The organism is Mediterraneibacter torques, from assembly GCF_044591705.1.
Lineage (GTDB): Bacteria > Bacillota > Clostridia > Lachnospirales > Lachnospiraceae > Mediterraneibacter > Mediterraneibacter torques.
On the sequence record NZ_CP172594.1, the window covers coordinates 291,139 to 309,260 of the forward strand.

The 18,122-nt window shown below is 38.1% G+C and carries 21 protein-coding genes and 1 pseudogene; 14 read left to right on the forward strand and 8 right to left on the reverse strand.

The window, feature by feature from the left end:
* Positions 1–3 precede the first annotated feature (3 nt).
* The 5 genes from ACH9UM_RS01300 to ACH9UM_RS01320 are packed head-to-tail and all read right to left on the reverse strand — an operon-like array spanning position 4 to position 3,446.
* The gene (locus tag ACH9UM_RS01300) at positions 4–417 is read right to left on the reverse strand and encodes a dUTP diphosphatase (protein WP_055297698.1); all 414 of its coding nucleotides are present in this window, start codon (positions 415–417) and stop codon (positions 4–6) included.
* Entirely contained in the window at positions 407–1,186 is a 780-nt protein-coding gene (locus tag ACH9UM_RS01305) for an FAD-dependent thymidylate synthase (RefSeq protein ID WP_055297697.1), read from the reverse strand. The genes ACH9UM_RS01300 and ACH9UM_RS01305 overlap by 11 nt, the downstream gene beginning before the upstream one ends.
* Positions 1,173–1,499: a hypothetical protein gene (locus ACH9UM_RS01310; RefSeq protein ID WP_055297696.1), complete on the reverse strand. Its 327-nt coding sequence runs from the start codon at positions 1,497–1,499 to the stop codon at positions 1,173–1,175. The genes ACH9UM_RS01305 and ACH9UM_RS01310 overlap by 14 nt, the downstream gene beginning before the upstream one ends.
* Positions 1,500–1,528: 29 nt before the next feature.
* Positions 1,529–3,082 carry a relaxase/mobilization nuclease domain-containing protein gene (locus ACH9UM_RS01315; protein ID WP_370768604.1) on the reverse strand — a complete coding sequence of 518 codons (1,554 nt, stop codon included), beginning with the start codon at positions 3,080–3,082 and terminating at the stop codon, positions 1,529–1,531.
* Positions 3,060–3,446, reverse strand: a complete 387-nt coding sequence (locus tag ACH9UM_RS01320; RefSeq protein WP_400091737.1) for a plasmid mobilization protein — start codon at positions 3,444–3,446, stop codon at positions 3,060–3,062. Before ACH9UM_RS01320 ends, ACH9UM_RS01315 begins: the two co-directional genes overlap by 23 nt.
* Before the next feature lie 687 nt (positions 3,447–4,133).
* Here ACH9UM_RS01320 and ACH9UM_RS01325 point away from each other — a divergent pair.
* The 9 genes and pseudogenes from ACH9UM_RS01325 (at position 4,134) to ACH9UM_RS01365 (ending at position 10,129) form a co-directional block, all read left to right on the forward strand.
* Positions 4,134–5,288, forward strand: a complete 1,155-nt coding sequence (locus tag ACH9UM_RS01325; RefSeq protein ID WP_055297692.1) for an ATP/GTP-binding protein — start codon at positions 4,134–4,136, stop codon at positions 5,286–5,288.
* Positions 5,289–5,298: 10 nt separating this feature from the next.
* Entirely contained in the window at positions 5,299–5,817 is a 519-nt protein-coding gene (locus ACH9UM_RS01330; RefSeq protein ID WP_337489338.1) for a hypothetical protein, read from the forward strand.
* 89 nt (positions 5,818–5,906) lie between these two features.
* Entirely contained in the window at positions 5,907–6,131 is a 225-nt protein-coding gene (locus ACH9UM_RS01335) for a DUF6462 family protein (protein WP_055297690.1), read from the forward strand.
* A 180-nt stretch (positions 6,132–6,311) separates the two neighbouring features.
* Positions 6,312–7,538: a tyrosine-type recombinase/integrase gene (locus ACH9UM_RS01340; protein WP_373249772.1), complete on the forward strand. Its 1,227-nt coding sequence runs from the start codon at positions 6,312–6,314 to the stop codon at positions 7,536–7,538.
* A 236-nt stretch (positions 7,539–7,774) separates the two neighbouring features.
* Positions 7,775–8,236: pseudogene (gene metG / locus ACH9UM_RS01345) on the forward strand (methionine--tRNA ligase subunit beta); the annotation flags it as partial.
* Positions 8,237–8,399: 163 nt separating this feature from the next.
* Positions 8,400–8,525, forward strand: a complete 126-nt coding sequence (locus ACH9UM_RS01350; RefSeq protein ID WP_004847414.1) for a hypothetical protein — start codon at positions 8,400–8,402, stop codon at positions 8,523–8,525.
* Positions 8,526–8,583: 58 nt separating this feature from the next.
* Complete coding sequence (locus tag ACH9UM_RS01355) at positions 8,584–9,210, forward strand: hypothetical protein (protein ID WP_004847416.1); 627 nt, start codon at positions 8,584–8,586, stop codon at positions 9,208–9,210.
* Positions 9,211–9,402: 192 nt separating this feature from the next.
* Complete coding sequence (locus ACH9UM_RS01360) at positions 9,403–9,744, forward strand: nucleotidyltransferase domain-containing protein (RefSeq protein ID WP_009242425.1); 342 nt, start codon at positions 9,403–9,405, stop codon at positions 9,742–9,744.
* Between the two features lie 34 nt (positions 9,745–9,778).
* Entirely contained in the window at positions 9,779–10,129 is a 351-nt protein-coding gene (locus tag ACH9UM_RS01365) for a HEPN domain-containing protein (RefSeq protein WP_004847421.1), read from the forward strand.
* 78 nt (positions 10,130–10,207) lie between these two features.
* Here ACH9UM_RS01365 and ACH9UM_RS01370 read toward each other — a convergent pair whose 3' ends face one another.
* On the reverse strand, positions 10,208–11,728 hold the full coding sequence (locus tag ACH9UM_RS01370; RefSeq protein ID WP_004847425.1) for a hypothetical protein: 1,521 nt from the start codon (positions 11,726–11,728) through the stop codon (positions 10,208–10,210).
* 154 nt (positions 11,729–11,882) lie between these two features.
* On the opposite strand from ACH9UM_RS01370, the gene ACH9UM_RS01375 reads away from it, so the two are divergent.
* A complete protein-coding gene (locus ACH9UM_RS01375) occupies positions 11,883–12,185 on the forward strand; it encodes a hypothetical protein (protein ID WP_227070165.1) in 303 nt (100 codons plus the stop codon).
* On the opposite strand, the gene ACH9UM_RS01380 is transcribed toward ACH9UM_RS01375, so the two are convergent.
* A complete protein-coding gene (locus tag ACH9UM_RS01380; RefSeq protein ID WP_004847428.1) occupies positions 12,169–12,489 on the reverse strand; it encodes a helix-turn-helix domain-containing protein in 321 nt (106 codons plus the stop codon). The genes ACH9UM_RS01375 and ACH9UM_RS01380 overlap by 17 nt on opposite strands.
* A 106-nt stretch (positions 12,490–12,595) precedes the next feature.
* On the opposite strand from ACH9UM_RS01380, the gene ACH9UM_RS01385 reads away from it, so the two are divergent.
* The 4 genes from ACH9UM_RS01385 to ACH9UM_RS01400 are packed head-to-tail and all read left to right on the forward strand — an operon-like array spanning position 12,596 to position 17,200.
* Positions 12,596–13,270 (forward strand): zinc ribbon domain-containing protein, encoded by a 675-nt coding sequence (locus ACH9UM_RS01385; RefSeq protein ID WP_004847429.1) that lies wholly within the window; start codon positions 12,596–12,598, stop codon positions 13,268–13,270.
* 12 nt (positions 13,271–13,282) lie between these two features.
* Positions 13,283–14,110 (forward strand): zinc-ribbon domain-containing protein, encoded by an 828-nt coding sequence (locus ACH9UM_RS01390; protein WP_004847431.1) that lies wholly within the window; start codon positions 13,283–13,285, stop codon positions 14,108–14,110.
* A gap of 1 nt (position 14,111) precedes the next feature.
* A complete protein-coding gene (locus ACH9UM_RS01395; RefSeq protein ID WP_400091745.1) occupies positions 14,112–15,272 on the forward strand; it encodes a DUF2085 domain-containing protein in 1,161 nt (386 codons plus the stop codon).
* 38 nt (positions 15,273–15,310) lie between these two features.
* A complete protein-coding gene (locus ACH9UM_RS01400) occupies positions 15,311–17,200 on the forward strand; it encodes a site-specific DNA-methyltransferase (RefSeq protein ID WP_022003293.1) in 1,890 nt (629 codons plus the stop codon).
* 156 nt (positions 17,201–17,356) lie between these two features.
* Here ACH9UM_RS01400 and yaaA read toward each other — a convergent pair whose 3' ends face one another.
* Positions 17,357–18,097, reverse strand: a complete 741-nt coding sequence (gene yaaA, locus ACH9UM_RS01405) for a peroxide stress protein YaaA (RefSeq protein WP_022003292.1) — start codon at positions 18,095–18,097, stop codon at positions 17,357–17,359.
* Between the last annotated feature and the right edge of the window lie 25 nt (positions 18,098–18,122).

Here is an 18,122-nt window from a genome sequence, read left to right on the forward strand (position 1 = left end):
TAGTTATGCTCCTGTACTTCCAAATGCTCCGGTACCTCGCTCATTTCCGAGATCCAGAACAAAATCTGCGATTAAAACGGGCGTGATCACGAGCTGACCAACCCGGGTATCTTTATGAATGATCTGTGTTTCGGTGCTTACGTTGCTGAGGATTGCATGAATTTCTCCACGATAACCGGAATCAATTGGCGGAAGTTCGCATACCAGTCCTTTTGCTGCCATGCTGCTTCTTGGAAAGACATATCCGGCAAATCCGTCAGGAATGATCAGTCCGAACCCCAGAGGAATTCTGGCAATCTCTCCTGGCTGTAAAGTACAGTCATAAGGCATGAATACATCAGCACCGGCATCATTTTCATGTGGTCGGAAAGGATAGTGCTTTTCTTTCAGACCGAAATCGATGAGTTTAATTTTCATTGGGTTGCACCTCCTTCTTGATAAGCAATGGATAATCGGCTTCTAAAATATCAGCGGGAGTCCAGATCTGAGAAATAGGATTCTTACAGGACATCTGTTTTTCCATGCAGGCACTTCTTTGACAGAATGGACCTGTCAGATCGGGAGCAAAAAGTATGGGACTCAGGCTGTATAATTTCTTCCAGATGTTGAGCATTACAATTCGAGTTTCATCTGTATTTCTACGGCAGGTCCTCTGACCAATCATGTGCTTCCACTGGTAAGGTGTGGCGCTGATGATCAGAACATTACGTAAGCCCTGAGGTGTTGCGTATCCGGCTGCATCATGGTCAATTCCAGCTGAAATGAGTTTTTCATAATTATCGAGATCCGACTGACAGCTTTGGCTGTAGAGTTCCCGGATGCTGCTTTCTGCTTTTAGAATTTCGTATGGAATGGCAAAAGCCGCATGTCCGGAATAATTGCTGTACTGCAGAGAAGCACTCATGTATTTTACTTCATTCTGATGCCGGGTAATCTGTGTCAGAAATCGTCTGCTTGCACCAACGATGGCTATGGTGATGACCATAAATTTCTGAACAGTTGGATGTGGAAGACTGGCAATATTTTCTACTGTTTTCTTGCTATATGTCTGGTGGTAAAGAGTCATTAAATCTTCCATGTTACGGATTGTATGACCATGTTGTGTGAGTCTGGCAGCAAAGACCATATTCTGTTCTGCTTCCCGGATTCCGTAACAGTTCAGAATAGCTGTTTCAATGTGATCCATATGCCTGTTCCTCCTTTACCAGTGCTTTTAACAGAATAAGATAATTGATGCAGTCCGTGATTTTTTCATCCCACTGATCCATATCAAAATGAAGCAGGCTGGAATAGCACATATCGTAAAGAGATACGACATGTTTCGACATCATACCTGCCAGTGCAGCTTTCGGATCGCAATTCTGTAATGCGGCAGCAATCTTGAATGCGCTCAACCGGTCAAGATTGTCGCCAGTATATTCTTTCTTTTTATGTGCAAGAATATCAGAGCACTTTCTCATTTGAAGTTCGAAGACAACATTAAATTCTTCTTGTGTCATGTAACAATTCCTCCTTTGTTTGGCGTGATTTATCGTTCTGGTTCTATTGATTTTTCTTTGCGTTTTTCTGGAATCTGCATATGGAGAATAGCATCAATATTCTGATCTGCAGTTTCCAAATCTTTTAACTTTTCTTTCAGAGATTTTATGGATTCTTTGTCTGAATCTATGGTCTGCTGTAAATTGTTTTTTTGGATTTTCAGATCCTTTATACTGGTCATTTTTCCATCCTGGTAGAAGGACTTTAACCAGTCTCTGGCTTCTTCAAATGCCTGAATTTCAGCCGCATGTTCTTTTCGGTATTTTCCTTTGATTTTCGATTTTACAAATTTGGAGTAGACTTCCTTATTTGCAAAATACTGTCCGGTATAATGAATCTGATTGTTGAGTGTTTTTGCTTTCGTGACGCGTTGAGCAAACTGATCTTGGTATTCAGCAAGTTCTTTCTGTGAGTCAAGAAGCATTCTTTTTAACTCAGTCTGTGTATCAATTCCAAGCTCCTGTACATAGATAATCGTATTTGCCATTTGTTGTAGATTGGTAAGTTTTACACGACGAGCATAAGCCGGACTCTGCATGGCTTTGACATTTGTCTGGAGATCCACGACCAGTCGCAGATGCGATCTGACATAAAGGATGGCAATTGGATCTTTGTGCAGAAATGTCTGTTCCAGATGTTCTTTCCCATATCTCGTTCCGAGTGCACGTTCTGTGATTCGTTTCTGTCGGTCTGGATGAAGGTAACTGTATCTGCCACGATGATCAACAACAGAAATATGAAATTGCTCAAACAGTTTTGTCTGGAATTCATCAAAGCTATCGGAAGTAGCAGCACATTCATCAATGGCATTTCGCAAATAATCTTTCTGTGTCTGGAAAACTGTGGATGTTGGTTTCAGTCCGTCTGCTACGATTTCCTGATTGACTTTTTCCAATTTCTCCTGACCGGATTTTTGTGCCATATATTCTGCCTGTGTGATTTTTCTTTCAGCAGGAGCAAGTAAATCTATCTGGTGAAGCCCTTCTTGCTGACATCTATCCATGACTGCTTTTTTGAAAAATTTTATGAATTTATCAGTGGATCGGTGCTTGTAACCAGCACGTTCTTCATGTGGTTTGTCCATGTAAGGCTGCCGGTCCACTGCATATTTCCGGACACTGTTTATCACGATGTGAGTATGAATATTTCCTGATTCATTATGACCATCGGTATGTGTGACAACCAGTGCCTGGTATCCTGGAAACATTTGCTTTGCAAGCTCAATACTGATAGCCTGTGCTCTTTCGCCGGTAAGTCCGTTTTCCGTCACATCGGCAGGATCAAAGCTGATGATATAGTGATGACTTTTGATATCAGAGCGTTCCCGATTCTTATGAAAATGCATATTTGTCAGTTCGCATTCTTTATCAAAAGACATCGGATCACAGTTCAGTCCATCCATATAAAATTCTTTTCGTAGGATGCTACGGCCGGATTCATCAACAATCTTTTTCCCGGTTTTTTCATCGTGCTCAAACAGCAGATAGTTGATGGCATCTGAGTAATTTGCGTTTCTGCTTTTAATATGTTTTACGATTGCTATTCTTACCACCTGCCAGTTTCAGTACTTCTTTTCTTAGCTGGAATAAGTCCGCAATGCACTGATGGATTTCATTTTCCACAGCGAGAGAACGGGAGCCGCCAGTGTTAAAATATCTGGCAATCTGATTGAGATTTGATCCGATCTTTCCATATTCGCTGACCAGTTTTTTGAGATCATTCATGTCTGCAACGACTTCCACCTGATGATAGATTTGCTTTTCTAAAAGTAGCTTCCTTACATATTCGGAGCGACTGATTGAAAAAGATGCTGCACCCTGATCTAATAAATTCAGCTCGACATCTGTAAGACGTACTCCTATAAAATGTCTGTGATTTAATTCTTTATCTTTGTTTTCTGTTCTCATACTCCTCCTTCTGCTGAGAGTATTCCTCCCTTCGGGAGTCCACTTATTTCAATATCGGCTGTCCCTTCCGATATTAGAAATAGTGCTGTGAACGCCTTTGGGCGGAACCACCAGACGAATGAAACGTCTGGTATTGAAAGGGTATGGGGAGATTCCCATCAAGATAAAACCCATAGAGCAACAGGATGCCAAACGGCAATACTGTTAAACATGGGTGGATCTTGCTCTGTGTCTACGAACCCTTTCACATATACAAAAGATGGAGGGGAAAAATACAGGGTGTGAGTGGAAAATAATCTAAAAAATAATTACAGATAAATCCGATATGGCAAAGCAACGGCATATCCATACGAAGAAACAGAACGATTACATTATCTGGGATTTCCTTTAGAACTTGATACAAAAAGTGTCGAGAAATTGTATGAAGTTGTTTGAGATGATGTACATGAATACGGCTATGAATTATGAATCGATATTTGGACGATATGGCGGAATAATGTGTACTTGCGAGATTACAGGGAAAGGTATCTCTTATCAGATGCTTCAAAATCTAATAAAACAAGGAAGAGTACTCTTTTTTTGAAAAATAAAAACGAATTATCCGTTGATAAAAAATAAAAATATGGATATAATAGCAGTAAAAGAAAATTAACTACGTAAAATCTGTTTTTAATTTGGAGGCGTTATATGAAATTATTGAGAGTTACTGCACAAGGCTTGCCATTATTTAAAGAAAAACTGGATTTACCTTTTTATGCACAGCAAAGAGTTGCAGAAGAAGATAAAATAAATCTGTATTCCTTGTTTTCAAATATATATTTGAATCCGGCCAACGCGTTTATAGGAATCAATGCCTCTGGAAAGACATCAGTATTAAAGGTTCTTCTTCTGGCATTAGGTATTATAAATAATGAACCAATCAATCATATTAATACAAAGGAAATATTGGGAAATACAGAGAAAGCTGTTTTGAATGTATATTTTTATTCAGAGACTACCAAAGAAATTTGCAGACTGGAAACAGTTATCACATCTAAGAATACGAAAGTAGAAGGAACAGTGTATCGTATTGACTCAGAGTCACTTTGGTCAAAAAAGATAGAAGAAGTAACAACTCGTAAAGCTATGCTGGATTTTGAGGGGAGAGAACCAATCATTGTTCGGGATGAACAGGAAAGCTTTCTGTCAGATGATGTAAGTATTATGATTGCTTACAATAAGAAAACTGGTGAGCATATCAAAGCAGTCAGTATGTTGCTCTTTACCAATATTAATGTGTTGCCGTTTTCTGAAGGAATCCCGGCTGAGGTGATTTCTTACCTGGATCCAACAATTGAAAATTTGTTTTTTGAAGAAAAAAATGAAAAACCAATTATTCATTTAAAATTTAAAGGAAAAGAAGAGATTGTCCTGAACAATGCAATAGAATTAAATAATTATCTTTCGTCAGGAACTGTAAAAGGAATGATTACATTTACATTGGCACAGGAAGTTCTGAGAGATGGAGGATGTCTGATTGTTGATGAGATAGAAAATCATTTCAATAAAGAAATAGTAAGCACTTTGATTCGTTTCTTTATGGACGGAAAATTAAATAAAAATGGTGGAATGCTAATTTTTTCTACTCATTATCCGGAACTTTTAGATGAATATGATCGTAACGACAGTATTTTTATTATCAGAAATAGAGATGGAATTACAGCAGAAAATCTTTCCCATATTTTAGGAAGAAATGATATCAAGAAAAGTGATGCTTATCAGAGTGGATTTCTGGAAGGGACGACACCTACTTACGAAGCCTATATGCAGTTGAAGAAAAGCATAGCTGCATCTCTGAAATAGGAGGTGCGTTATGGAATTGGCAAAATATAAAGCATGTATATGTGAAGGTGCTGCAGAAAATGCGATTATGGATATTCTTCTGGATGAAGATTTACTCGTGTTTTCGAGAGAAGAGATGTTAGAGGAGTCGGTAATTCGATGCAGGGATGGTAAGAAATTTGAACAGAAGTATTTGAGAAAAGGATTTGCGGAGAAGATATCAGTAATCAGAATATTGGATTCAAGAAGAGAAAATTTTAAAATTGGTAAAGCGTATGAACATAAAATTGATGTGATCAATGTGATTACTGCACCGGAAATTGAAATGTTGATTATCTTTGCCGAAAATCAGTATAAAGAATTTAAAAAGTCAGGGAAAAAACCAAGTGATTTTTGCAAGGAAAATCTTAAAATGCCCGATGTAAAGTCTTATGATTATGTGTTGGATTACTTTTCTGATTCCAGAATTCTTGTAGCGGCAATAAAAGAGTATCATAGAACAGCTAAGATTCCGAAAGGCGAATATACTCTGCTTGATTTGTTAAAATAAAAAATTGCATATCAGAGGCTGTATTTTTACCCTTCTTCTTTTGTATATATGAAAGATATTTTTTATGTACAAGAGAAGGAGGATTTTTTATGCCTAAAGTAAGAAAAGAAATTCCAGAACTGGAGAAACTGGTTCAGACCGGAAGAAAGAAATTTGTCCGTTATGAGGAAGGAGCAAAACTATATTCCATGGGAGTTCATACGTTCCAAGAATTAGCGAAAGATGCGAAGGCCGTCTACCATGTGAAGCGGATCGTTCTGATCAATACGGAACTGATCGATGAGTATCTTGAGAACTTTCGAGATGAATTGTAAAGACAATCTATGAAATACGTTGAGGAGCAGAAAGTTGCTGACTTATCGATAGATAAACTGTATAATAGAAGAGTAAGAAATGAATTACAAATAGCAGGTGCTTAAGAAGGACTTGCAGCTATTATGCAGGCAGGATAAGCACAATTCATATGCTCCTCACATTATTTGTGAGGTGAAAAAATGGCAAATTCAAGAAAAGACAGCCGGGGCTATGTGTTGCGGACCGGCGAGAGTGAGAGAAAGGATGGCCGTTATTCCTATTCTTATACAGATCTGGAAAGAAACAGACGGACCGTCTACGCAAAAACATTAGTTGAACTGAGAAAAATAGAAAGAAAGATTATCCGTGATAAGGAAGACGGACTGGATCCGCAGCTTGCAGACCGGATGACACTGAATCAGTTATATGACAAATATATTGAACAGAAGTATGATTTAAAACAGTCTACCAGGGTAAATTATCTGTATATGTACAATCATTTTGTCAGACCGACATTTGGGAAAAGATTTATCGGAAAAATCAAGTATTCCGATGTAAAAAAATTCTATTACAAGATGATCTTGAATGAAGAAATGAAAGCAAATACTTTGGATAGTATTCATACGCAGCTTCATCCGGCATTTCAGATGGCTGTAAGAGATGGACTGATCCGGCAGAATCCGACAGAAGGTGTGATGAGGGAAATTAAGAAAAGTCATATCTGGGAACATAATCCAAGACATGCGCTTACGATTCCCCAGCAGAAAGCTTTTATGGGTTATCTGAAAGCACATCGGGAATATCAGGGATGGGTTCCGATTATTACAGTCCTTTTGGGAACCGGAATGAGAATTGGAGAATGTATCGGACTTCGATGGGAGGACGTGGATTTCGAAAAGCGGATCATCAGTGTGAACCATACATTGGTATACCGACCGGATGAAAACGGAAAATCCATGAAGCATATCTCAACGCCTAAAACGATTTCAGGGCGAAGGACAATTCCGATGATAGATGAAGTGTATGAAGCATTTCTGGATGAGTATGAGCTCCAAAAATGCATTGGTTTCTGTTCCGAAGAGATTGAAGGATATTCAAATTTTATTTTTGTGACAGCAACAGGAACCGCATATTTGCCGAATGCCATAAACCGTGCAATCGAAAGCGCCAGGAATGCATACAATACGGAAGAGATTGAAAAAGCGGAGAAAGAAGACAGAGAGCCTCTTATTATCCCGCATTTTTCAGCTCATCATCTGAGGCATACATTCTGTACAAGATTGTGTGAGAACGAGTCTAACTTAAAGGTAATCCAGAGTATTATGGGACATGCGGATATTACAACGACGATGGATGTATATGCGGAAGCAACACAGGAGAAAAAGCAGGAAATTGTTGCAAATCTCCGTGGAAAGATTATAATATAGTTAGTGATGTGTCTTGACGCTTGATGGACAGATCCATGCAATGAAAAAAGGGGAAAAATCGTTGATGATGTTTGATGAATTTCCGTTTTCTAAAAAAAATTTTGTACCACAAATTTGACTATACCGAGTTGGAGCTTGGTGGACTTCGGTGGAAGAATTAAAAAACTGATTCTTGGATAAGTATGGTACTCTATAGAGGAAAAAGGATAATCGTGGAAGACTTCACTACATCAATCCCGACAATGAAAACACAGGGCGGAGCTAAGAATGAAGCAAACAATTCAGTACAGGCAAAAACAGAGGAAAAACCGGCAGAAAAAATTGATTTTTCCAAAGTTGAGATCGAGCCGTTATTTAAAGACGATGTAGATTTTGAGACATTTTCTAAATCAGATTTCAGAGCGGTAAAAGTAAAAGAGTGTACGGCAGTGCCGAAATCTAAGAAACTTCTGCAGTTCACATTGGATGACGGAACAGGAGAGGATCGTACGATCCTGAGCGGAATCCATGAATATTATGAGCCGGAAGAATTGGTTGGCAAGACATGTATCGCTATTACAAATCTGCCGCCGAGAAAGATGATGGGAATTGACTCCTGTGGTATGTTGATTTCAGCGGTTCATAATGAAGAAGGGAAAGAAAAACTTCATCTTCTGATGGTTGATGAGCATATTCCGGCAGGCGCAAAATTGTACTAATTAATGTGAAATAAAATAAAAAATGATTTTTATATCAATTTTGTACCATAATGAAAACAGATTTAAAACGTTATAAAGAGATATAAAGAGATATAAAGAGATAGGCTCATGGAATGTATTTTCTATGAGCCTGTTTGTGTTATGTAAAGGCAGATGACAGTAGATGAAAGATTATCGAACCATGATTATTATTATGAGTGGAAGAAAAACAGGATTATATTTTGAAAATTACGAAAAAGAGTGGGTACTTGACGGAGCAACTGTTCTCTACGGAAGCGCCCGGAACTAAGAGCAACTCTTGAATATGATTTTTTGCAGGAAAAAACTTTATTTACAAAGGGTTTTCGATGGAGGAAATCATTCATCATCTTGCAGTCTTTGTTTCAAGATTATGGCAAATCCATATCTTTGGTGAGGAAAATACAAGAGCGACGGCAGTATTTTTAATCAAGTATTTGAGAACGCTCGGATTTTCTGCCACAAATGATATTTTTGCGAAAAATGCTTGGTATTTTAGAAATGCACTTGTCCCGGCAAATTATACGAACCTGCAAAAGGGTATCCACGAAACAACCGAGTATTTGGAGGTATTCTTGAGAAACTTGCTGAGGTTATACATAAGAAGGACTGGCTCAAATAGCAAATGTATCAGTTCAGACAATTACACAAGTGCAGTAAAAAAAGAATTGCAACAGTTAAGCACATTCTCTCAAATTAAAGAAATTAGAGACAAAGAACTAAATTCAGTAATTCTCTCGCATCTTGAAATGAGTGAAGATTTAGTTGAGGGAATCAAGAGCGAGTGGGAACAGAAGAAAATATTCAAAAAACAGATAAAGGGTGATGATGGCACTACATTAATCGAAGATAGCTATTGTACGAGAAGTTATGTTAGGGAAATAATTCTAAGATATTGTCAAAACAGAACGTTCTTTAGAACAAAATTTAACATTAAGGATGGAAATTTGTTTTGATAAATAGACTGCGAGGTGTTAGCAAATTGCGATACCTCAATTTTTGTCAATAAGATAAAATTTGATTACATACAGTTATAAAAGATGGGTTATAAAAGATGTATAGAGAGTACCTTTTGTTTTTAGAGGAATTACGTTATAATAAAATCGAAACAATCTGTTATATGTTATAATCAGAGGAGTATGAAAGAAATGTGTACACGAAATGAATTGAACTTAATATTGCAGGCGATGACTCAGGCGTATCAAGCGGTATATGGAGCAAATGTTGTGAAAATTATTTTGTATGGTTCTTATGCTAGAGGCGATTATCAAAAGGATTCAGATATAGATATAGTCGCTATTGTACAGGGAGATAGAGAAAAACTTCAACAAGGCTTGAAAAGTGTGTGGGATATTTCTTCAGACTTGGAATTAGAGTATGGTACGATAGTGTCTCCAACGGTTATTCCTTTTGCTGAATATGAGAAGTATAAAAATGATTTACCTTATTATAGAAATATCGAAAGTGAGGGGGTAGAAATCGTTGCCTGATAATAGAGAAGAATTAAAAGTATATCGCTTGGAAATGGCAAAAGAGCGACTGCATTCCTCGAAAATACTATTAGAGGCTGGAAGTTATAAAGATTCTATAGGTCGTTCCTATTATGCAATGTTTACAGCGGTGCGTGCATTGCTGGCGGTAGAAGGACAAGACTTTTCAAAGCATGCCGGAGTTATTGCATATTTTCAGAAAGAATATGTGAAGACAGGAAAGTTTGACAAGAAATATTCAAAATATATCAGTCAGGCATTTCAAATTCGAAACAATACCGATTATGCGGATTTTTTTCTTGTGTCTCTGCAAGATGCAAAGGAACAGTATGATAGAGCTGAAGAATTTGTAAAAGTGATTGAAGAGTTCTTGAAAATGGAATAGAGATTCCTACATTAGCACTACACTAAATTTACATCAATTTCAAAGAAACTTATGAAGGAGTGCAAAGGTTTTTGTGTGTTACTTAATATCAACTCTCGATAAAAATTCAGCAAGTGATATCGGAAAACGAATCCCTTTATCATGAAAATACTGAAGGATATAATCTTCAGATAAAAAATATTTTCCTATCAATTCATGAGTTATTCTTAAACATTCTGCCGGAAAGAGGACAGCGGGATATGTGAGAGTATTTATGAATCCTCTGTCGTTATAAAACAGAAACGGCTTGGAATGTTCAAAAGCTGTCATAAAGATTTCCCCGTAGAGCCTCTTTTCGATTGTTTTGACAGAGTGCTTGAATTCCGAAAAGTAGTCTCTGTCGGTTTTTAAAGATGTATATTGCTCAGGGAAGGCGTGAGAAGCCTTCCTGACGTTGTTTTTGAAAGTCAGGATCGTTTGTGAAAAAGAATTGGCAAATGTTGTAAGGGCATCTGTAAGCAGACAACATCTGTAATTCAAGTTTTCTTGATCAAGTTCTAATTGTCCGTTAGAGAGAGCGTGACTGACAGCGGGGGCGTTTGTTATATTGAGATAGAATGTTGTGATTTTTTCTTTTTCTTTCTCAATCTGCTGTTCTATGTCGTTTATGATCTTAGTGCATCCGTTGGAAAAGGTTTCGTAGTCTTTCGCCGAGATATGGTGAATGGAATGGTCATCTAAAGTTTCTTCTGCAAGAGAAAATATTTTTGCAGAAAAGGAAGACAGAGAATGTTTTATGCTCTGCATCAGTTCGTTTTCACCTATAATAGTCCACGGCTTTTTGTGTGGATATAAGGTCGTTAAATCTAGTTTTTTATTTTCTGAACAGGTCTGTTCATATAATTTTTCCCTGAAAGTATTTAACAGAATATATGCGTTTGAAACAACCGGAGCAGCGGAATAATTTTTGAGGCGGCTGTTTTGCAAAATTGCGGTTAATGTTTCGGTTAAATGAAAAATACAATGCCGGAGCGCCTCTTTTTGGAAATCGTTTTTTGAGAAAGTATTATAAATTTCTTCCGTAGTACAAAAATATTTACGGCAAAGAATTTCATCAGTTAAAATCCGATATTCTGTTTGGGTAAGATCGTTTTGAAATTTTTCTGTCTCTGTAAATGTCTCGTCAAGTTCATGGAAAAACGAAGTGACAGGGGCATTTTTTTTGAATTTACTGGCAGCTTTGATATAGCAGATTAAAAAAGGCGTAATGGGAGCGGGAACATTCCATTTGATCGCTGTGCGATCGTATTCGGATGCAAGATCGGTATATGGAGGAAACTGCAAAAAGCAGGGGGTTCTCAGGCAGAGAAACTGATACATCAACTTATGAATATATAAAAATTCATAAGGATATTGCTCGCTCTTTTTAACTGCATTGTAAGTTAAAGAAAGAAACATAGGATTAGAATAATCGGAAGAGGCGTAATACATACATTTTTTGAAAAAATTAATCCATTTGTGTAAAGTGCGTTCGTCATAAGAAGAAGTCAGATTTCTGAAAGCGCATAAAATATCGGATTCTGAAGTGATGGGAATTGTGTTTTTGTTTGCTGCTTTCATTTTTGAATCCTCCTTCGGTATAAAAGGCTGCAAAAAAAATCGGAAATTTTTTGCGGCTTCATGCTGTTTGATAAAGATGGTTTAATTATAGTGTCAGGCAATAAAATAATCTGTTTATATTGTAATGCAAAGTGAAAGAAATAGAAATAGGAGAATGAGTATGTTTCAAAAGCCGGAAGAATCAAAAAAGAACAGCTCGGCAGATAAGACTGAAAAGATAAGAGAGATTTATCGCTTCTTACTGTCTGAAACCGATTATTTGAAGGAAATTGGGAAAGAGATTGACGAAGAGACGGAGAGGCTGTTGAAAGAAAATAGAGTGAATTTGGAGAAAAAGACGTATGAAGAGGTTCGCGATGAGTTATTTGCATTAACGGAGGCTGCAAAAGAAAAAGGATTCATACAAGGTTTTCGATATGCCGTAATGTTAATGAGAGAAATTACTGTAAAGCTTTGACAATTTTCAAAATCTGCTCTTTTGTTTCATTATTGCAGGAGTGTAACTCATGGAGAATTTCCTGTTCGATGGCAGAGGATGAGTCGTTATATTCATCGGAAAGAATATAGTCAACAGTAGTATCTAACGCATTACATATCTGCACTAAAACAGAAAGAGAAACTTTGACACGGTTATTTTCGATATTACTGATATGACTTGTATTCACATCAGCAGCATTAGCGATATATTCTTGTGTTAAGTTTTTGGAAAGGCGGATTTTCTTTAATTTTTCGCCTATTTGTTCAAAGTTTAAAGTGTCCATGCAGTAACCTCCAAAAAAATATTGATTTAATTGTAATATTTACTTAGTTATAGTATAATTATCTACAGCTATAAAAATATTAGTTATAAAGGAAGTGCAAAAAGGAATGAAGTGCGAAAATTGTGGAAATGAAGTTAGGGAGGGGGCGAAATTTTGCTCAAAATGTGGAAGCAATATATTGGAGCAGCAGGAAGATCACAGCGGTAAACATAATGTTCATGAGACGAAAACGGAGAAAAGGTGTGTGAATTGTGGGAATGTACTTAGAGAAGAGTCAAAATTTTGCCCTAAATGTGGGAGCAGTACATTGGAACAAAAAGAGGATGTAAGTACATTAAAAGATGAAGAAAAGGATAAAGCGGAACAAAGTAAAGGAACATTTTATTTTGAAAAAGTAAAAATGATCGGAAGATTACGATACAAAATTATCCGAACAGAAGTAAGTAATAATGAAGAGCGTTTGGAGATAAGTCAAAAGATACATAGATTTTTAAGGAAAGAAAAAGAAAACCATTTGGAGATAAAATTATCAGAAATCGGTTCAATGGAATTAAAAACAAAAATGGATTTTTGGGATACATTGTATGCAGCGCTATTTGGGGTAATGTTTCTGATGAATATAACAGATGTAGCATGGCTTTTATTGATAGCAGTCTTTCTTTATACAGGTTATGGAAAGGTTTTAAATTTAAAAATGAAAAATGGACTGAATTTTGAAATTCCTGTAAATGGAATGACTGAAGATGTGGAACAGTTTCGGTTATTGATCGGAAAAGAATAAGGAGCGTGCGAGATGAAATATTGCAGAAATTGTGGAAAAGAATTAAATTCAGATATTCAATATTGTCCGAATTGCGGCGCTTCTGTAAGTGAGGAACAATCAGGGAAAAATGAGAATTCATATCAGGAAAGTAACGCGGATGGATCGCTTTGGGAATCTCTTGTCGAATTTTTTAAAGCGCTGATTGAATATATGAAAGAAGCGGGGCTTCATATTATCGATGCGATTGACAAAATCATTCAGATGCCGCCGAATATACCGAAAGATTCTATATGCCCGTATTGTAACAGCGAGGATACGTTTCCGATTGTTAAGAACGAGACAGAGATTAAAACAAAAGGATACAGTATGGGGCGCGGGTGCTGTGGAATGTGTTTGCTCGGTCCGTTTGGATTATTGTGCGGAGCGCTTTTCACGGGCTCTAAAGTAAAGAGCAGATCTATCACCTGGTGGGGATGTAAAAATTGCGGAAGACAACATTTAGCGCAGCATGACGCTGTTGAAACGTTAAGTTCGTTGATGGATAAAATGACAGTAAATTGTCTTTGCTATGGCGCGCTAGGTTCTCTTTTGCTTTACCCGATACTGGATGAATTAGTGCATGGATTTTTAAGAACGGTCATCGTTGTTTTGATCGCTGTCATAGTGGGAGTTTCCTTGCCGTTATATTTTTGCTATCAGTTATGCGAGGATATAGACAAACAGTTAGGGTATAGTATTTGGGATATTTTAGAAGTAGAAAAGAAACAGGAAATTTGGAGTTGTATAAAATTTTCAATGCTTTCTTTAGCCGGTACACTGATTTTTGTCTGTCCGATCTTAGTACATTTTGCAGAGTAAGATGATGATGGATAAAAGAAAAATATATAAGAAACTTATGGTGATAGGAAGAGCGACGGGATGTCATCAATTACCGGAACGAAGCTTTTCCTTTCGCGGAAAACAATTTCCGGTATGTGCGGATTATGGACAGGTGCATTTAGATGCCCGGGTGGTAGGACAGATCATAAACTATACGGCGGAAACTTGGCAGCCGGACAGACCGAAGAAAGAGCGGGAATGTAATATAGAACAGGGGAAGATCGCGGAGGAGATCACCGAACAATTTATTCGTCAGTATTATTCTCAGGAGTTGTCTTTGAAAACTTACGATGAGATCAGAAACGATGATTTTAAAAAACATGCCCCGTTTGATTTTCTGCTCTGGAAAACCGGAACGGTCAACATTGCTTTTATAGAAGAAGCAATCAGGCAGGATATTGCAAGAACACCTAATAAATTTGTGAAACTGAGCAATGTTACAAGGCGGTTATGCAGGACATTAGGCGTGAAGATCGTAGAAGTAAAATCTACGAATATAAGAAACGATTTGAAAGTAGAAAGTGATTTCACAGGGGATTATGATAATGTGAAGTCAGTGCAAAAACTGTTGGAGACGATCCGGCGTAAAGATGATGTATTCTGTTATCCGAAGTTGAAACGGCGGGAAAGTGATCCTGGATATTGTCTGGATGATTACTGCAGGGAAGTTCAGGAAAGGTTTTCGGAATTTGACGGATGTAAGGGCGAAAACCTGCGGTGCAGAGTGATCGCATGGGAGTGCGAAAATCAGTGCTGTGATATCTTTGTGAGAGTTTACCTGGATCGTCCGGCAAAAAAAGGATTTGTGATCGGATGGATGCAGAAAGAGGAATTGCTCGATGATACGGTTCAATTTAAGCGTATGAGACAGAAAAATAAATCAGAACTTGCCTTGTATTTTGCAAAGAACTTAGGAGAGACAAAAGGTATTGACTGTTTGGCGCAGGCGTTTGGAAAGCCGAAGCAAAGAGTGTATGCAAACCCATATACGCCGACAAATTTTTATCATAAAACAGATGACTGCAAGTTTATAAGAAGAGTGCTGAAAGAGGAGCTGCTCATTTTTGACAGTGAAGAAGCGGCGATTCAAAACGGAAGATTTATAAACCGATGCAGAGAATGTTTTTCAAAAGACGGATGAAGTATGGCAGAGCAGGAAATAGTTGAGGAAAGACATAGATGGAAAAGATGAGATTTGAATCTGTTGACGGTTTTCAGGAAAATATCCGCAGGCTTGCGGATATTTTCCCGTCATGCGTAAAAGAACAAAAAGATAACGATGGGAAGACAATCCGAAAAGTCGATATCAATACGTTGCAGCTTCTTTTGGGAATCAATCAAAAGGAAAGCGAAACATGCGAATTTTCATGGGTCGGAAAGCGGGAAGCCGTAAAAGAAGTTTATAAACCGATCAGAAAAACGCTGCGTCCCGTAGTGCAAGACTCTGTTGAGTGGGATTCGACAGGCAATCTCTATATAGAAGGCGATAATCTGGATGTGCTGAAACTTCTTCAGGAAAGTTATTTGGATTCGGTAAAAGTAATCTATATCGATCCGCCTTATAATACGGGAAATGATTTTATTTATGCGGATGATTTTCGGATCAGAGCGAGAGAATATGTGAATGCAGGCGGAGCTTCTCAAGATGATAAAAACCGGATGTATCAGAATTTGGATTACAGCGGAAGGTATCATTCGGATTGGTGCAGCATGATTTATGCACGGCTTCTTGCCGCCAGAAACCTTCTCTGTGATGACGGAGTAATTTTTATCAGTATAGACGATAACGAGCAGGCAAATTTAAAAAAAATATGTGACGAGGTTTTCGGCGAACGAAATTTTGTCAACTGCTTTATATGGAATTGCTCTACGGCAGGCGGTATCCGGCCGAAATTTGCGAGTAAGACACATGAATATATATTGTGTTATGCAAAAAATAAAACTTGTCTGGATATGTTTTTTGCGCCGTTGTCAGGGGAAGCGATCAAGATGTATCGGGAAAAAGACGAGCGGGGATTATACAGAGATAAAGATTTTGTGTTTAAAAATAAATCGACAAATGCAAACCAAAAATACGAGATCATCTGTCCGGACGGGGAGAGAGTGCGTCCGAAAGACGGATATATTTACCGGTTCGTGCGGGAAAGGTTTGAGCAGGCAAAGGAAGAAGGTCTTGTGACATTTAAAAGAACGAAGACAGGTCCGCTTGTCGATCAAAACGGAGATCAGGCACATTGGAACATCTATATTAAAAAATATTTGGGAGACGCGATGGGTGCTCCGTCCACTTTGATTCCGAAAGAGGCAGTCAGCATATACAATGCAGGTACGCAGTGCGTACAGGAACTGTTTGACGGAAAAAGAGTGTTTGAGAATGTAAAGCCGGTCAACGTCATACAATATTTTATCAATATGGCGGCAAAAGACGGCGATATCGTAATGGATTTCTTTTCAGGATCGGCGACAACGGCTCATGCGGTGATGCAGACTGAGGCGGATAAAAACATAGATCTGCACTATATTTTAGTTCAGATACCGCAGGAATGTGATAAAAAAAGTGAAGCGTATAAGGCAGGATATAAGACAATCTGTGAGATCGGAAAAGAACGGATCCGCCGGGCAGCAGAAAAAATAAAACGGGAAAACGGATGCGAAAACAGAGATTTTGGATTTCGTGTGCTGCGGCTTGATGAAAGTAATATGGAGGATGTTTATTACATGCCTGAAGAGTATACGCAGGAAATGCTTTACGGACTTGAGACAAATATTAAGCCTGATCGTACAGACTTAGATCTTTTGTTCGCCTGTCTGACGGAATGGGGACTTTTATTGTCAAAGCCGTACTCTTCGGAGAAAATCAGTGGTTATACAGTGCATTATTATGACGGAAAAGAGTTAGCCGCCTGCTTTAATGAAAATATATCCGAGACTGTGATCAGAAAGATTGCCGGACAGCATCCGCGCCGGGCAGTATTTTGTGACGCAAGTTTTTCGGACAGTGCTGCGAAGATCAATATGAGCGAGCTTTTTCGTACGATCTCACCGGAGACACAGATAAAAGTAATATGAAAGAGTCCTGGAGCAAAGTTATAGTCGGCAACTAAAGTCATAGTCTGCGGAAAAACTATAGTCTGTAGTCAAAGTTATAGTCAGCAGCCCAAGTTATCGTTTGCGACCCAAATGGGAGTGATATGTCCGCATATACAAAACAAAGCTGCAGTTAGATCAAAGAGAAAAAGTGTAAGTGTCCTCCGTGGAATGAGAGGGAGAAAAACGATATCCCAGTTCTTTGAATTCACGGATGTCCGAAACGCTTTCGATTTTCTGATCTGCCATCCAGCGTACCATTTCGCCTCGGGCAATCTTAGCCTGAGTGCCCTTGACTTTTATTTTTCCGTTTACCTCTTCGCCGAAAATACATGTAATGCAGCGGATATTTTTGTAGGGAAGGATTACTTTACTGTATTCTGCGGAAGCGAGATTGACAAGTTCGGTCATCCCTTCTGCGAGGAGACTTTGGTACAGCGTATCGCTCCAGTATTCATAAAGGTCGTTCTTTTTAGCAGCTTCTAACTTTGCCTGCATTTCCAAACGATAGGGAATAACTTTGTCTGTCGGTTTTAAGATTCCGTAAAATCCGGATAAAATGCGAAGGTGAACATTTACATAATGCCACTGGGCATCTGTAAAAACGGAAGGAGCAATGTGTTGATATTGAATTCCTTCATAGGCAAGAAGCGCCGGTGTTACCGCCTGATCGGGAGAAAAGGCATGAAGTCTTTGATAATTCTGTTCGGCAAGTTTATCACTGCATTTCCAAAGTGTTTTCAGTTCCTGTATATTTTTATTTTTTAAAATCCCGTGAAGCACATCTGCCCGGTCAGAAAAGACCGGGACAGTGGCGTTACAGGGGAATTCATCTGTGATATTCATCTTTTTTGCCGGTGAAATGACAATTTTCAGCATGGTAATTATTCCTCTGTTCTTTCTT